This is a genomic window from Dactylosporangium sp. NPDC000244 (assembly GCF_040300725.1).
In the GTDB taxonomy this organism is placed as follows: Bacteria; Actinomycetota; Actinomycetes; order Mycobacteriales; family Micromonosporaceae; genus Dactylosporangium.
On record NZ_JBEPEH010000027.1, the window covers coordinates 14704 to 28632 of the forward strand.

At 73.6% G+C, this 13929-nt stretch carries 13 protein-coding genes; 7 read left to right on the forward strand and 6 right to left on the reverse strand.

Annotated elements, in window-relative coordinates:
• The first annotated feature begins 65 nt into the window (after positions 1-65).
• Positions 66-1670, forward strand: coding sequence for a methyl-accepting chemotaxis protein (locus tag ABT369_RS34190; RefSeq protein ID WP_350618246.1), 1605 nt, complete (start codon positions 66-68; stop codon positions 1668-1670).
• 10 nt (positions 1671-1680) lie between these two features.
• A complete protein-coding gene (locus ABT369_RS34195) occupies positions 1681-2745 on the forward strand; it encodes a sugar ABC transporter substrate-binding protein (protein ID WP_350618248.1) in 1065 nt (354 codons plus the stop codon).
• Between the two features lie 7 nt (positions 2746-2752).
• Here the strand turns inward: ABT369_RS34195 and ABT369_RS34200 are convergent, their stop codons facing one another.
• A complete protein-coding gene (locus ABT369_RS34200) occupies positions 2753-3694 on the reverse strand; it encodes a hypothetical protein (RefSeq protein ID WP_350618250.1) in 942 nt (313 codons plus the stop codon).
• A gap of 103 nt (positions 3695-3797) precedes the next feature.
• Between ABT369_RS34200 and ABT369_RS34205 the strand changes: the two genes are divergently transcribed.
• Entirely contained in the window at positions 3798-4361 is a 564-nt protein-coding gene (locus ABT369_RS34205; RefSeq protein ID WP_350618252.1) for a TetR/AcrR family transcriptional regulator, read from the forward strand.
• On the opposite strand, the gene ABT369_RS34210 is transcribed toward ABT369_RS34205, so the two are convergent.
• Positions 4330-5106 (reverse strand): hypothetical protein, encoded by a 777-nt coding sequence (locus ABT369_RS34210; protein ID WP_350618254.1) that lies wholly within the window; start codon positions 5104-5106, stop codon positions 4330-4332. The genes ABT369_RS34205 and ABT369_RS34210 overlap by 32 nt on opposite strands.
• 102 nt (positions 5107-5208) lie before the next feature.
• Between ABT369_RS34210 and ABT369_RS34215 the strand changes: the two genes are divergently transcribed.
• From ABT369_RS34215 to ABT369_RS34225, 3 genes are all read left to right on the forward strand, one after another.
• Positions 5209-5619 (forward strand): RrF2 family transcriptional regulator, encoded by a 411-nt coding sequence (locus ABT369_RS34215; RefSeq protein WP_350618256.1) that lies wholly within the window; start codon positions 5209-5211, stop codon positions 5617-5619.
• The gene (locus ABT369_RS34220) at positions 5616-6053 is read left to right on the forward strand and encodes a cupin domain-containing protein (RefSeq protein WP_350618258.1); all 438 of its coding nucleotides are present in this window, start codon (positions 5616-5618) and stop codon (positions 6051-6053) included. Before ABT369_RS34215 ends, ABT369_RS34220 begins: the two co-directional genes overlap by 4 nt.
• 417 nt (positions 6054-6470) lie before the next feature.
• Positions 6471-8429: a discoidin domain-containing protein gene (locus ABT369_RS34225; RefSeq protein WP_350618260.1), complete on the forward strand. Its 1959-nt coding sequence runs from the start codon at positions 6471-6473 to the stop codon at positions 8427-8429.
• A gap of 128 nt (positions 8430-8557) precedes the next feature.
• On the opposite strand, the gene ABT369_RS34230 is transcribed toward ABT369_RS34225, so the two are convergent.
• The 3 genes from ABT369_RS34230 to ABT369_RS34240 all read right to left on the reverse strand — a co-directional run bounded on the left by ABT369_RS34230 (position 8558) and on the right by ABT369_RS34240 (position 11331).
• Positions 8558-9157: a hypothetical protein gene (locus tag ABT369_RS34230; RefSeq protein WP_350618262.1), complete on the reverse strand. Its 600-nt coding sequence runs from the start codon at positions 9155-9157 to the stop codon at positions 8558-8560.
• Positions 9158-9173: 16 nt separating this feature from the next.
• Positions 9174-10310, reverse strand: coding sequence for an FAD-dependent monooxygenase (locus tag ABT369_RS34235; protein WP_350618264.1), 1137 nt, complete (start codon positions 10308-10310; stop codon positions 9174-9176).
• A gap of 124 nt (positions 10311-10434) precedes the next feature.
• Positions 10435-11331, reverse strand: a complete 897-nt coding sequence (locus ABT369_RS34240) for a LysR family transcriptional regulator (protein ID WP_350618266.1) — start codon at positions 11329-11331, stop codon at positions 10435-10437.
• A 71-nt stretch (positions 11332-11402) separates the two neighbouring features.
• Here ABT369_RS34240 and ABT369_RS34245 point away from each other — a divergent pair, with 71 nt between their 5' ends.
• Positions 11403-12413, forward strand: a complete 1011-nt coding sequence (locus tag ABT369_RS34245) for a TDT family transporter (RefSeq protein WP_350618268.1) — start codon at positions 11403-11405, stop codon at positions 12411-12413.
• On the opposite strand, the gene ABT369_RS34250 is transcribed toward ABT369_RS34245, so the two are convergent.
• Positions 12382-13800 (reverse strand): alkaline phosphatase PhoX, encoded by a 1419-nt coding sequence (locus tag ABT369_RS34250; protein WP_350618270.1) that lies wholly within the window; start codon positions 13798-13800, stop codon positions 12382-12384. The two genes, ABT369_RS34245 and ABT369_RS34250, sit on opposite strands and share 32 nt — an antisense overlap.
• Between the last annotated feature and the right edge of the window lie 129 nt (positions 13801-13929).

Here is a 13929-nt window from a genome sequence, read left to right on the forward strand (position 1 = left end):
TCTCAGGAACCGGGCGCGCACGCCGATGAGACTGCCGGTTCTGTGATCGGTGAAGGGGCGTGCGCGTGGCAGCCGAGAAGCGACGGTGGCTGGCCGACCAGCCGATGGCCCGCAAGCTCATGCTGCTCGTGCTCGTGGGGTGCCTGGTCGGCGCCGTGGTGCTCGGTGTCGGCGTGTTCAGCCTGCAACAGGTCAACAACCGCGCAGCCGAACTCTACAAGCTCAACCTGGTGCCCGCGGCGCATCTCGCCGCGCTCGACCGGGCCGCGCTGCGCGTGCGCAACGACGTGGCCAACCTGGCGCTGTCCAACGGGCCGGTGGCGAGCAAGGCGTTCACCGACGACATCGCCGCGGCCGAGCAGCAGGTCGACGCGGAGGTCGCGGCCTACCGGGCGACGGTTCGCGACGTCGAGCAGCGGCATCTCCTGGACCGGTTCACGATCTGGTGGGGCGCGTTTCGCAACATCCGCGACCATCGGCTGCTCCCGCTGATCCAGGCCGGGGACAACGCGGGATTCCAGCAGGCGTACCTCGGCGACGGCGACACGGTCGGCGGCAACGCGATGGGCGCGCTCGAGGACCTGATGCGCTTCGAGCAGTCCAGCGGCCAGGCCGGGGCCGGGCAGGCCGCGAGCGCCTACCGCACCGCGCGGATCGCGATGGTCGTCGCGCTGCTCGCGGGGCTGGCGCTGGCGATGGTGCTCAGCCGGTACCTGACCGGGCTCATCGTCCGCCCGATCCGCCGCGTGCACGCGGTGCTCAACGCGGTCGCGGCGGGCGACCTGACCGCCGAGGCCGACGTGGCCCAGCGCGACGAGGTCGGCGAGATGGCCCGGGCGCTCGGGGCGGCGACGGCCAGCACCCGGGAGGCGGTGCGCTCGCTCGGCGACAACTCGGCGACGCTCGCGGCCGCGGCCGAGGAGCTCACCGCGATCAGCCGGCAGATCGACACCAGCGCGAAGTCGGCCAACAGCAAGGCGGGCGAGGTGGCGCGGGCGGCCGGGACGGTCAGCGAGCACGTGGCCGCGGTCGCCGGCGGGGCGTCGGAGATGGGCGACGCGATCGACGAGATCTCGCGCAACACCGCCCACGCGGCGACGGTGACGGCGTCGGCGGTCGCGATCGCGGCCACGACCAACGACACGATCGGCAAGCTCGGCGCCTCGTCCACCGAGATCGGCGAGGTGGTCAAGGTCATCAACTCGATCGCGGGGCAGACGAACCTGCTCGCGCTCAACGCGACCATCGAGGCGGCCCGGGCCGGCGACTTCGGCAAGGGGTTCGCGGTCGTCGCGCAGGAGGTCAAGGACCTGGCGCGGGAGACCGCGCGGGCGACCGACGACATCGGCCGGCGGGTGCAGGCGATCCAGCTCGACACCGAGGACGCGGTCGCCGCCATCGGGCAGATCGGGGACGTCATCGCGCAGATGAGCGAGTACCAGAACGCGATCGCCGCGGCGGTCGAGGAGCAGGCGGTCACCGCCCGCTCGATGAGCCACAGCGTGGGCGCGGCGGCCGGCGGCTCGACCGACATCGCCGGCACCATCGCCGGGGTCGCCGACGCGACCGAGCTGACCAACCGGGGCGTGTCCAGCACCGGCGAGGCGGTCGACCGGCTCGCCTCGATGGCCTCCGAGATGCGCGTGCTCGTCTCCCGCTTCAAGTACTGAGGAATCCCTGATGCGTAAGGCTTTCGCCGCCGTGCTCGCCGTCGCCGTGCTCGCGTCGGGCTGCACCGAGACCCTCAAGACCGACGCGACCGGCGGCGGCCCCGCCGCGCGGGTGGCGCTGCTGCTGCCCGAGCGCAAGGCGAGCCGCTACGAGGCCGGGGACCAGCCGTACTTCGCGCAGAAGCTCTCCGAGCTGTGCCCCGGCTGCACCGTGGACTACCGCAACGCCGAGCAGAACGCCGCGACCCAGCTGCAGCAGGCGAAGGACGCGCTCGACCAGGGCGCGAAGGTGCTCGTGCTGACCCCGGTCGACAGCGTCGCGGCGGGCGAGATCGTGACCGAGGCGAAGCGCCGCGGGGTGCCCGTCATCTCCTACGACCGGCTCGTGCTGAAGACCGCGGTCGACTACTACATCTCCTTCGACAACGCGAAGGTCGGCGCGCTGCAGGCCCAGGCGCTGCTGACCGCGCTGGGCCCGAAGGCGTCGCAGGGCGAGATCCTGTGGATCAACGGCTCGCCGACCGACAACAACGCGACGCTGTTCAAGCAGGGTGCGCACGCGGGGCTGGACGGCAAGGTGAAGGTGGCGGCCGAGTCCGACACCGCCGAGTGGAACCCGGACAACGCGAAGGCCTGGACGGCGGGCATCCTGCCGACCCTGCGGGGGCGCACGATCGTCGGCGTGTACGCGGCCAACGACGGCACCGCGGGGGCGGCGATCGCGGCCATGAAGGCGGCCGGGATGCCGGCGGTCCCGGTGACCGGGCAGGACGCCGAAACCGCGGCGCTGCAACGAATCCTGGTCGGCGAGCAGTACATGACGGTCTACAAGGCGATCCGTGCCGAGGCGGAGACGGCCGCGGCCCTGGCCGACGATCTGCTGCGCGGCAGGAAGCCCACGGAGACGTCCACTGTGGACAACGGCGCCGGCCAGGTGCCTTCGATCCTGCTCGACCCGGTGGCCGTCACGAAGGACACGATCGCCGGAACCGTGATCAAGGACGGCTTCGTGACCGCGGGCGCCCTGTGCGCGGGCCAGTACGCCGAGGCCTGCCGTGCGGCCGGCATCGGCTGAGTCTCGCTCAGCCGGCCCGGACGATCGATCCGAGGAGCGCGTCGATCTCGGGCTCGAAGGCGGGGTCGTCCGTCTCGGCCAGGGCGTGCACGAACTGGCCCGAGCCGTCCTCGACGAGCGCCTCCCGCATGTGCACCGCCGACGTGCCGCCGATCCCGGTGTGCACGTGGATCCAGTCGGTCGGCAGGCCCAGGAGCCGGCCGCCGGAGCGGGTGACCGCCTCGGCGGGGAAGCGCTCGTGGACGAGCGACGGGGCGCTGCCGCGATACAGGGTGACCGACGCGAACGGGCCGCCCAGCGGGGTCAGGCGGAACAGGCGGAGCACGACGAAGGAGAGGCCGGGCTCCTGATACGCCACCCAGCGCTCCGGCGCCGCCAGGGTCAGGATCGTCTCGCCGTCGAGGCTCGTGAGCACGCGCTCGCCGGCCCCCGAGGACAGGGTGCGCTCGCCGCGCTCGATCGTTCCCAGGACGCGGGTCGCCAGGTCGGTCAGGCCCTCGCGGTCGTCGGCGGCGTTCGGGGAGACGAAGAGCTGGACGCGTACGACCGCCGCATCCGCCGTGCGCACGAAGGCGTCCGCGATCGGCACGGCCTGGCGGTGGGAGTCGAGCGGGAAGTAGCCGTAGGCGACCGTCCCGTCCGCGGTGTCGAGCGGCACGAGCCGCTGCCCCGCGGGCAGCTCCCAGGTCTGGGCGATGGCCGCGATCGCGGGCTCCAGGTCGCCCTCGACGACGCGGAAGAGCTCGGACGCGAGCAGCACCAGGCGCTCACCGTCGAGGTCGAGCAGGACCCGGGTCTCGGCCTGCTCGTCGGCGGCCACGCCCATGAGCGACTGGCCGCGCGCCTCGGCCCGCGCCCCCTCGGGCAGCGTCACCGTCAGCCGCCCGCCGAGCAGCGAGATCGGCCGCTGCGCGCGATAGTCCCGTCCGGCCTGTGCGAGTGCGCTCATTCCCGCACCCTACTGCGCCGCGCTCGGCCCGCGCATGGCTTGACCGGCTAGGCTAACCGCGTTAGCTTTGGGGCTATGTGGATTCGGATCGCCGGGACGGCCGGTGCCTAGGGCCGGGCTCAACCCCGCCGCCGTCGTCGACGCCGCGCTGCGCGTGGTCGACGCCGGCGGCCCGGAGGCGTTGACGCTCGCGGCCGTGGCGGGGGAGTGCGGGGTGGCGACGCCCTCGCTCTACAAGCACGTCGCCGGCCTGCCCGAGCTGCGCGCGCTGCTGGCCGTGCGCATCATCGACGAGTTCACCGCCGAGGCGACCGCGGCCATCCTCGGCCGCAGTGGCGACGCGGCGCTCGAGGCGCTCGCGTTCGCCTACCGCGACTACGTCACCCGGCGCCCGCACCGCTACGCGTTCATGCCGCAGCGCATCGACCCGGACCCGGGCGTCACGGCCGCGGCCGATCGCTTCCTCGCCGTCGTCTTCGCCGTGTTCAAGGGCTACGACCTCACCGACGACCAGGTGGTGCACGCGACCCGCGTGCTGCGGGCCGCCCTGCACGGCTTCGCGGTGCTGCGCACCGGGTTCCAGATGGGGCAGGACGTCGACGTGACGTACCGCGTGCTGGTGGAGACGCTGAAGGCTATTCGTGGGGCAGCAGGAAGCGCCAGTTGATCTGGGCGCGCCGGCCGTCCGGGAGCCGGAAGACCGGCCACTGGACCGTGTCCGAGTGCGGCACGGCCCGCTGGAGGGCGCGGGCCTGGCGGTCGCGCAGGTCCTGCTGGGCCAGGAACTCGTTCTTGCGGAACTGCGGCACCGGCACGCCCGCCGGCCACGGCCGCACCGGCGTCGTGACGGGCTGGGCCGCGTCCAGGAGCACCACGATCATGCGGACGGCGTCGGGGTTCCAGGCCGTGCCGGCGCGGTTCACCCGGTCGCGCAGCTGGGCGCAGTGGTCCAGCAGGGAGTACGCCGGCGTGGGGTAGGCCCGGTCGCGCCGCGTCTCCTCGAGGCCCTCGAACTGCAGGCTGAACTTGCGCCCGTTCGTGCGCGCCGTGAACACCGTCGACGGCACGTCGGCGATCATCGGGGCGCCGGGGCGGCGGCGGGCGTTGGCCGGGTCGCGCAGCACCGTGGTCGCGTGGTTGCGCAGCGAGCGCACCTCGCCCTGGCCGATGCGCAGCCGCTTGCCCGCGTCGGCGATGAGCACGCCGTCGTCGTAGGCGACCAGGCGCGGCGCCCGCAGCGCGTTCCAGCCGGCCGGGACGAAGCCGCCGGTCAGTTCCCAGGTCAGCATCGGCCGGGGCGTGCGGCTGCCCTCGGGGTCGCCGGCGGCGATCGCGGCGGCCGCGCCCGCGCCCCCGACCACGGTCGTGACGCCGACGGCGCCGGCCGCCAGCAGCAGGCTCCTGCGGTTCATTCGAAGCTCCCGTCTCGTGTCTGCCCGGCTCAACGACAAATCGGACAAAAGGTCACCAGGGCACATTAGCTCCAAACCAGAGTCCGTTGGTATGGTTTGGCGATGCGCATCTCGGCGAAGGCGGACTATGCGATCCGCGCGCTGGCCGGCCTCGCCGCCGATCCGAGCCGCCCGCTGGTCTGCGAGGCGATCGCCGCCGAGCAGCACATCCCCTTCCGCTTTCTCAAGGCCGTCCTGCGGGACCTGCGCCGGGCCGGGCTCGTGCGCAGCCGGCGCGGCTGCGAGGGCGGCTACCGGCTGGGCCGGCCGGCCGAGTCCATCACCCTCGCCGAGGTGGTCGCGGCCGTCGACGGCGGGCTGCTCAGCGTGCACGGCGAGGGGCCCGACGACGACCCGCGCCGCACGCCCGCCGTGGCCGCCGTGTGGCGCGAGATCCAGGCCCGCACCGAGGAGGTCCTCACCGGCACGACCGTCGCCGACCTGTTGCGCGAACCCGAGGGAGCCCTGCGATGAGCGACGAGCACTGGCACGCCCCGCTGCGGCACGTCCGCGGCGCCGAGCTGACCGGCGACACCGGCCAGACCTCGGGCATGACCCGGCTGGAGGCGATCTCCGGCAAGACCGTCGGCTCGGAGAAGCTCTGGATGGGCCGCACCCACGTGGCCCCGGCCACCAGCTCGGGCGACCACCACCACGGCGAGGCCGAGACCGCCATCTACGTGGTCTCCGGCCACCCGGTCTTCGTGTTCGCCAAGGACGCGGCCGAGGGCGGCGAGGAGATCCGGCTGGAGGCCGGGCCGGGCGACTACATCTTCGTCCCGCCCTACGTGCCGCACCGCGAGGAGAACCCGGGCGCGGAGGAGGCGGTCGTCGTCATCGCCCGTAGCAGCCAGGAAGGCGTCGTGGTCAACCTGCCGAGCCTGTGGGCGCCGGTCGAACGTCCGTGAGCGACGCCGCCGAGACCGCCGGGCCCTGGCGCGCCCGGGGCACGGGCGGCGCGGCGCCGGCGCTACGACGCCCTCAGCGACGCCCAGCACCGCACGGTGGCCGCGCACGTGGTGCGGTGGATCGAACGCCTGCGCGCCGACCCGGCCGCGGCGCCGATCGCGACCGTCCGAAGTCGAAAAATTGCGATCGACACATCGAAGTATTGCGGTGAAGGCGCGACTGCTGGCAGGATTCCACGCCAGAAGCCGACATTTGGTCAGCGCCGCCAACCGCGCGTCCCCACCCGCGTGAGCTGCTCAGTGCCGGTGTGCGGGCCCCGCCCAGGCCCGTTCCCCGCCATGCCCCGACATGTCCGGCCCCCGCCGAGCACCCGGCGGGCGCGCGGCCGTCGCCGGGGTGACACCCGAGGAGTCCACATGGGAGTTTCCCGCCGCTCCGTCATCGCCACATCGCTCGCCGGCGCCGCCGCCGGCGCGCTGCCGCTCGCCGCCGAGGGAGCCTCGACCGCGTTCGCCGCCAGCGCGCCCGGCGACGTGGTCGGCAAGGTCACCGTCGGCTACCAGGGCTGGTTCGCCTGCATCGGCGACGGAGCCCCGATCAACGGCTGGTGGCACTACAGCCCGAACTGGTCGCAGAGCCCGGCCCCGGGCGCGTGCTCGATCACGTGCTGGCCGGATATGCGCGACTTCACGAAGGGGTACCGCACCAACTTCGCCAACCTCGGCAACGGCCAGCCGGCGAACCTCTTCTCGTCCTACGACCAGCAGACCGTCGACACCCACTTCCGCTGGATGCAGCAGAACGGCTGCGACACCGCGGCCCTGCAGCGCTTCAACCCCAACGGCGGCGAGGGCGCGACCCGCGACGCCATGGCCCAGAAGGTGCGCTCGGCGGCCGAGGCCTACGGCCGGAAGTTCTACATCATGTACGACGTCACGTGGTGGCTGACGATGCAGAACGAGATCAAGGCCGACTGGACGAACAAGATGGCCGCGCACACCGCCTCGTCCGCCTACGCCCGCCAGAACGGCAAGCCCGTCGTGTGCATCTGGGGCTTCGGCTTCAACGACGACGGCCGCCCGTTCGCCCCGGCCGCGTGCCTCGACGTCATCAACTGGTTCAAGGGCCAGGGCTGCTACGTCATCGGCGGCGTGCCGACCCACTGGCGGTTCGGCACCGACGACTCGCGGGCCGGGTTCATCGACGTCTACCACGCCTTCGACATGGTCTCCCCGTGGATGGTCGGCCGGATCAGCGACAACGCGGGCGCCGACTGGTTCTACCAGAACCGCGTGCTGGGCGACCTCGCCGACCTCAACGGCCGCGGCATCGACTACCAGCCGTGCGTCATCCCCGGCGACCTCGCGGCCGGCCACCGCCGCCATGGCGAGCTCATGTGGCGCCAGTTCTACAACCACACCCGGGCCGGCGTGAAGAGCGTCTACATCTCGATGTTCGACGAGTTCAACGAGGGCAACCAGATCGCCAAGACCGCCGAGAGCGCGGCCTGGCAGCCCACCAACGCCGGCATGCGCGCGCTCGACGAGGACGGCACCCCGTGCTCGTCGGACTACTACCTGCGCCTCACCAACGACGGCGGCCGGATGCTCAAGGGCCAGATCGGGCTGACCGAGGCGCGGTTCACGGTCCCGTTCCCGACCGGCCCGGACCAGACCGCGCCGTCGGTCCCCGGCAGCCTGCGCGTCACCGGCACCACGGACACGACGGTGGCCCTGGCCTGGAACGCCGCCACGGACAACGTCGGCGTCGCGGGCTACCGCGTCAGCCGGGGCGGTACCGTCATCGGCACCACCACCACGCTGGCCTTCACCGCGACGGGCCTGACCGCCTCGACGGCCTACACGTTCACCGTCGCCGCCTTCGACGCGGCCGGGAACGCCTCCGGCGCCTCGAACGCGGTCACCGCGACGACCGCGGCCCCGCCGAACAACAACACGAACCTGGCCGCGGGCCGCCCGACGGCGGAGAGCAGCCACACGCAGGTGTACGGCAGCGGCAACGCGGTCGACGGCAACACCGGCACCTACTGGGAGAGCGCGAACAACGCCTGGCCGCAGTGGCTGCAGGTCGACCTCGGCAGCGCCGTGGCCACCCGCCGGGTCGTGCTCACCCTGCCGCCCCAGTCGTCGTGGGCGACGCGCACGCAGACCCTGTCGGTGAGCGGCAGCACGGACGGCAGCACGTTCTCGGCGATCGTGGGCTCGGCCGGGTACACCTTCGATCCCGCCACCGGCAACACGGTCACCATCACGTTCCCGTCCACGGTCACGACCCGCTATCTGCGCCTGACCTTCACGGCGAACACGGGCTGGCCGGCCGGCCAGGTCTCCGAGTTCCGCGTCTACAACGGATAACCGGCCCAGAACGTCCGCGCACCGGTCACCGCCGAAGGCCGGTGCGCGGACCCGGGTGCGAGACGCACCACCCCCCGAAAGGCGGGTGGCGGCCAGGCGTCCGGCCGCCACCCGCACCTGATCGCCGGTCACCCGAACGCGGGCAGCGCCTTGAACCGCTCGTCGAGGCGGATGCCGGGGCCGAGCCGGGCCAGCTTCGCGCGGATCAGCGACAGCGGGTGCTGCGGGAACTCCTCGTCGTAGCGCGGGTCGTCCGCCCGGTGGAACGGAAGCCCGCCGGTGAGGCCGGGCGCGTACGGCGAGGGCGTGATGAAGTCCTCGAACCCGATCCGGGCCGCGATGAACGCCTCGCGGATGCCGGTGTCGCCGTACTCGGGCGCCTGCAGCTTGATCACGGTGCTGCAGGTCGCCCGGGGAATCGTGTACGAGCCGAGGAACACCTGGCCGTGACCCTGCCAGTGGGGGAGTTTGATGATCTGCCGCAGGGCCGGCACGCCGTCGACGGGCTCGACCGTGCACTCGACGAGGCCGCCGCCCGCCTCCGCGGCGCTGCGGGCCCGCCCGGCCTGCAGTTGCGCGACCTGATCCAGCGGCGCGGGCAGGTCCGGCGGCAGGTCGAAGTAGTGCAGCGTCAGCGCGGTCCCGTCGGCGTCGCGCCACGCGAGTTGCTCGTGCTCGAACGGCTCGAACCCGGTGAGATCGAGCGCGGTGATCGGCATCCCCGTCATGACGCGGGAGGGTACCTCAGTACTGCTTGAGCTCGATGCCCGTGGCGTACTTGTCGGTCAGCTTCAGCATCATGCCCAGCAGCCACGGGGAGCGGAACGTCCAGTTGCGCATCGCGATCCGGCCGCGGGTCGGGGGAGCCAGGAACGGGCCGGCGCTGCCCTGCTTGGAGATCTTCGCGTAGCCCCGGAACGCCGACTCGTAGGCCGCGAACGCCACGCGGTGGTCCCCGTTCGCGGCCCGCAGCTCGCCGGCGAGCACGTACGCGCCGACGACCGCGAGCCCGGTGCCGAAGCCGCCGAGGGTGTTGCCGTACGCGGCGTCGCCCAGCAGCACGACGCGCCCCTTGGAGTACGCGGGGACCTCGGAGCGGCTGATCGAGTCCAGGTAGACGTCCTCGGCGCCGTCGAGCCGCGCCAGCAGCTCCGGCACGCGCCACTTCCCGCCGCGGTAGGCCTCGCGCAGGATCCGCTTCGCGGCCTCGGGGTCGTAGCGGTCGTACCGCAGCTGCGGGGACTTGAACACGAAGAACGCGGGCGCCTTGGGGCCGCCGATCGCGACCATGCGGCCCGGCTCGTTGTACATCGCGGGGGCGCCGTCCGCCCCGAGCCCGACGAGCGCGTAGTAGTGCCCGAGGAACCGCACATAGTCCTCCTCGGGCCCGTAGGCCAGCCGCCGGACGTTGGAGTGGATGCCGTCGGCCCCGACGACGATGTCGAACGAGCGCGGCGCGGCCTCGGCGAAGGTGACGTGGACCTTGTCGCCGACCTCGGTCAGCGACGTGATCGTGTCGCCGAAGACGTACTCGCACCGGCCGCGCGTGTGTTCGTACAGCAGGGAAGCCAGATCCCCGCGGGTGATCTCGATCTCCCCGCCGGTGAACTCGCCGGGGATCACCGCGAGCGCCTTGCCGTGCTCGTCGACGATCGTCTGGTCGTGCCCGCCGGTCTGGCGCGCCTTGACCTCGTCGAGCAGCCCCATGCGCCGCAGCACCGTGCGGTGCGTCTCGCCCTTGAAGTCGACCGCCTGCCCGCCGAGGCGCAGCTCGGCGGACCGCTCGACGACGGTGACGTCGCAGCCGTAGCGGGCGAGCCAGAACGCGAGGGCCGGCCCGGCGATGCTGGCGCCGGAGATGAGAACCGTGGTGTGCTTCATGCCGTTCACGGTCGCGGCCCCCGCTGACAGCCCACGACCAATCCGCTGACAACGCCCTCGGCTACTGTCAGCGGGGCGTGCAGGGGCGCGCCGAGAACGTGCGGGAGCTGCTCGCCGGCGGGTCTCAGCGGCGGCGGGCGATGGCCAGCAGGTCCCGGGCCGGCCCGGCGAGCTGCCGCCCCGCGGGCCACACGGCGTGCAGGCGGCGCTGCAGGGACACGTCCCCCGCCGGCACCGCCACCAGCGTCCCGGCCGCCAGCTCGGCGACGATCGCCAGCGAGCTGACCACCGCCGGCGCGTTCCCGGCGGCGACCGCGTGCTTGATGGCCGTCGTCGACGACAGCTCCAGCAGCGGCGCGGGCACCGCCCCGGGCAGCGCCGCCTCCAGCGCGCCCCGCGTCCCCGAGCCCGCCTCCCGCGACACGAGCGGCGTCGCCGCCAGCTCGGCGGCGGTGATCCCGCGCCGCCGCCGCGCCCACGGGTGCCCGGGCGCCACGATCACGGTGAGCCGGTCGGCCCCGACGACCGCCGCGTCGAGCCCGCCCGGCACCGCCGGCCCCTCGACGAACCCGAGGTCGGCCTCCCCGCCGAGGACCCGCGCCGCCACGTCCGACGAGTTCAGCGCCTGCAGCGTCACCGAGAGCCCCGGGCTGCCGGCGTGCAGCGCGACGAGCCAGGCCGGCAGCAGGTACTCGGCGACCGTCTGGCTCGCCGCGACCGTGAGCCGGCTGTGCCGCGAGGTCCGCAGCGCCGCGATCCCGGCCGCGAGCGCGTCGGCCGCGTCGACCGCCGCCCGCGCCCAGTCGGCGATGAGCGCCCCGGTCTCGGTCAGCGACGAGCCCCGCGGCCCGCGGTCGAGCAGCGTCACGCCGAGGCGCCGCTCCAGCTGCCGCAGCCGCGCGCTCGCCGCCGGCTGCGAGATCCCGTGCGCGGCCGCCGCGCGCCCGACGGAGCCGAGCCGGGCCACCGACAGCAGCAGGTCGAAGCTGGTCAGGTCGGTCACCGTGCTCGGCAGAGGCATAACCGAAGCCTATGACCTCACAGGCAGTGCCCGGCTACCGGACCCCGCCCGGAACCGGCAGATTCGAGGCCATGGACAGAGCACCGTTGCGGCCGGGCGACTTCAGCGCGGTCATGGGTACCGGCATCGTCGCCAACGCCGCCGTCGCGCTGCCCGGCCACGTGCCGGGCCTGCACCCGGCCGCCACCGTCGTCTGGGTGCTCGCGTCCGCGCTGCTGGTGAAGGCGGTCGTGGACGCGGCCGGCCGCCCGATCGACCCCGCGACCGCCCCGGTGCTCGGCGCGCTGCCGATGGCGCTGATGACCGTCGGCGCCGGGACGCTGCTGTTCACGCCGCTGGTCGCGGTCGCCGTCGCGCTGTGGCTGGCCGGCACGCTGCTCGGCCTGGTGACCGCGGTCGCCGTGCCGCTGCTGCTCAGCGCCCGCCGCGACGCCGTCGTCACCGGCGCCTGGCTGATGCCCGTGGTGCCCCCGATGGTGTCCGCGGCCACCGGAGCGCCCCTCATCGCCCATTTCCCGGCATCGGTACGCCCCGACGCCCTGCTGTGCTGCTACGGGCTCTTCGGCATCAGTCTCTTCGCGGCCGTCGCGATCATCGCCCAGCTCTGGGGCCGGCTGCTGCACCACGGGCCGGGCGAGCCGGCGACGGTACCCACGCTGTGGATCGTCCTCGGCCCGCTCGGCCAGTCGGTGACCGCCGCGCACGCGCTGGCCGGGCCCGCGGGCACCGTCCTGTCCCCGGAGTACGGCCGCGGCGCCGAGGTCTTCGCCCTGCTCTACGGCGTGGCCGCGCTCGGCTTCGCCCTGCTGTGGCTCGCCTTCGCGGCGGCCGTGACCCTGCGCACCGCCCGCGCCCCGGGTGGCCTGCCGTTCACGCCGGCCTGGTGGGCGTTCACGTTCCCGGTCGGCACCTGCGTCACGGGCGCGGCCGGCCTGGCCCGCCAGACCGGCTCGCCCATGTTCGCGACCCTGGCGGTCGCCCTCTACGTGCTGCTCGTGGCCGCCTGGCTCACCGTCGCCACCCGGACCGTGACCCGCGGCCGCCTGCGGCTCAGCGGCCCCCTGCGTGCCACGGCCCGGTGATCACGCAGGTCACGCCGGGGTACTGCACGTTGATGAACAGGTACTTGCCGTCCCCGGTGAACGCGGCCCCCGCGAGCTCGCTGGCCCCGGTCGGCCCCGGCTGCGGGAAGTCCTCCGGGTTCCAGTAGTGCAGGTCCAGGGGCTCGATCACCTGGGCCAGGTTGGCGACGAACCCGGACGGCGTGAGCACCCGCAGCCAGTTGTCCCCGCCGGCCTCGTCCTCGCCGTCGCCATCCTCGGCGAGCAGCAGCATCCCGCTCGGCGAGACGGCGACCGTGTCCGGCTGGTTGAGCGTCCTCGGGTTGGGCGACTCGAACAGCAGCTGGAGCTTGCCGGCGTCGTGTGAGGCCGGCACGTACCGCCACACCTGCCCGTTCTCCCCGTCGCCGGCCTCGCTGGCCACGAACGTGACGCCGCCGTCCGACCACGCGGAGCCCTCGAGGCCCAGGAAGCGGCAGCCGCCCTTGGCGCGGCCCTGGGAGTACACGGAGCCCGGGTTCTCCTCGGCGTCGGACGGGTCCGGCTCGTCGATGTCGACCCAGTGGGTGTCGAGCACCTCGCCGACGCGCTGCCCGGTCGCCGTGTCGTAGGCCTTGTCGCCGGTCACGGCGAGCATCTGCAGCCGTCCGCCCGCGGCCAGCTGCCCGGGCCGGCGCGGCACGAACCGGTAGAACCCGTCGCCGGGGTCGCCGTTGTCCTCGGTCATGTAGACGATCCCGGTCCGCGGGTCGACCGGCGCGGTCTCGTGCTCGAAGCGGCCCATCGCCTTGAGCGGCACCGGCTCGACCGGGCCGCGCGCGGTGCCGGGGATCTCGAAGACGTACCCGTGCGGCTTCTCGAACCCGGCCTTGACGCCGTCCGTGGTCTCCTCGCACGACAGCCAGGAGCCCCACGGCGTCGCCGCCCCGCTGCAGTTGGACAGCGTGCCGTTGAGCACGAGGAAGCTCTCCACAAGCTTTCCGGAGCCGATGTCGTACAGCGAGGAGGTGCACCCCGCCGGCGCCGCCCGGTCGTAGGCGTTGCGCGGGCCGAGCGCCCGCCGCCCGGCGCCCGGGATGTCCAGGTCGATCTCGTGGTTGCGGATCAGCCGCACGCGCCCGCGTCCGGCGTCGAACACGGCCTGCCCGTCGTGGCACCCGGGCGTGGCCAGCCCGTCGCTCATCCGGGTCCCGGCCGCGCCGAACGTGCGGTAGGAGAACCCGGCGGGCAGCGCCAGCGCCTTGCCCGCCCGCCGTAAGGGCCCGTACCCGTCCCGCATCCCGGTGCCGGTCCGCTCGTCGGCGGGGCTCGCCGCGGCCGGCCCTGCGCCGGGGAACGCCCCGCCCAGTCCGCCGCCGACCAGCCCGAGGCCGGTCACGGCCAACACGTCACGCCTGTTCAAGGTCATGACGCACACGCTCCTCCGAGACGCGTGACGGGATCGACGCGTGGCGGGTGAACATTCGGCGGTGACCGGTACCTTCACGGACGCCCGGGGTGGCGCGGGCGCGGCCGATCGTGGCCGCGCCCCGGTTCA

Bases quoted from the DNA above. Each gene is read 5' to 3' on its own strand.
- ABT369_RS34230 (WP_350618262.1), bottom strand. From the start codon at position 9,157: ATGACGGGGATGCCGATCACCGCGCTCGATCTCACCGGGTTCGAGCCG.
- ABT369_RS34200 (WP_350618250.1), bottom strand. From the start codon at position 3,694: ATGAGCGCACTCGCACAGGCCGGACGGGACTATCGCGCGCAGCGGCCG.
- ABT369_RS34245 (WP_350618268.1), top strand. From the start codon at position 11,403: ATGGACAGAGCACCGTTGCGGCCGGGCGACTTCAGCGCGGTCATGGGT.
- ABT369_RS34240 (WP_350618266.1), bottom strand. From the start codon at position 11,331: ATGCCTCTGCCGAGCACGGTGACCGACCTGACCAGCTTCGACCTGCTG.
- ABT369_RS34225 (WP_350618260.1), top strand. From the start codon at position 6,471: ATGGGAGTTTCCCGCCGCTCCGTCATCGCCACATCGCTCGCCGGCGCC.
- ABT369_RS34210 (WP_350618254.1), bottom strand. From the start codon at position 5,106: ATGAACCGCAGGAGCCTGCTGCTGGCGGCCGGCGCCGTCGGCGTCACG.
- ABT369_RS34220 (WP_350618258.1), top strand. From the start codon at position 5,616: ATGAGCGACGAGCACTGGCACGCCCCGCTGCGGCACGTCCGCGGCGCC.
- ABT369_RS34195 (WP_350618248.1), top strand. From the start codon at position 1,681: ATGCGTAAGGCTTTCGCCGCCGTGCTCGCCGTCGCCGTGCTCGCGTCG.
- ABT369_RS34250 (WP_350618270.1), bottom strand. From the start codon at position 13,800: ATGACCTTGAACAGGCGTGACGTGTTGGCCGTGACCGGCCTCGGGCTG.
- ABT369_RS34235 (WP_350618264.1), bottom strand. From the start codon at position 10,310: ATGAAGCACACCACGGTTCTCATCTCCGGCGCCAGCATCGCCGGGCCG.
- ABT369_RS34215 (WP_350618256.1), top strand. From the start codon at position 5,209: ATGCGCATCTCGGCGAAGGCGGACTATGCGATCCGCGCGCTGGCCGGC.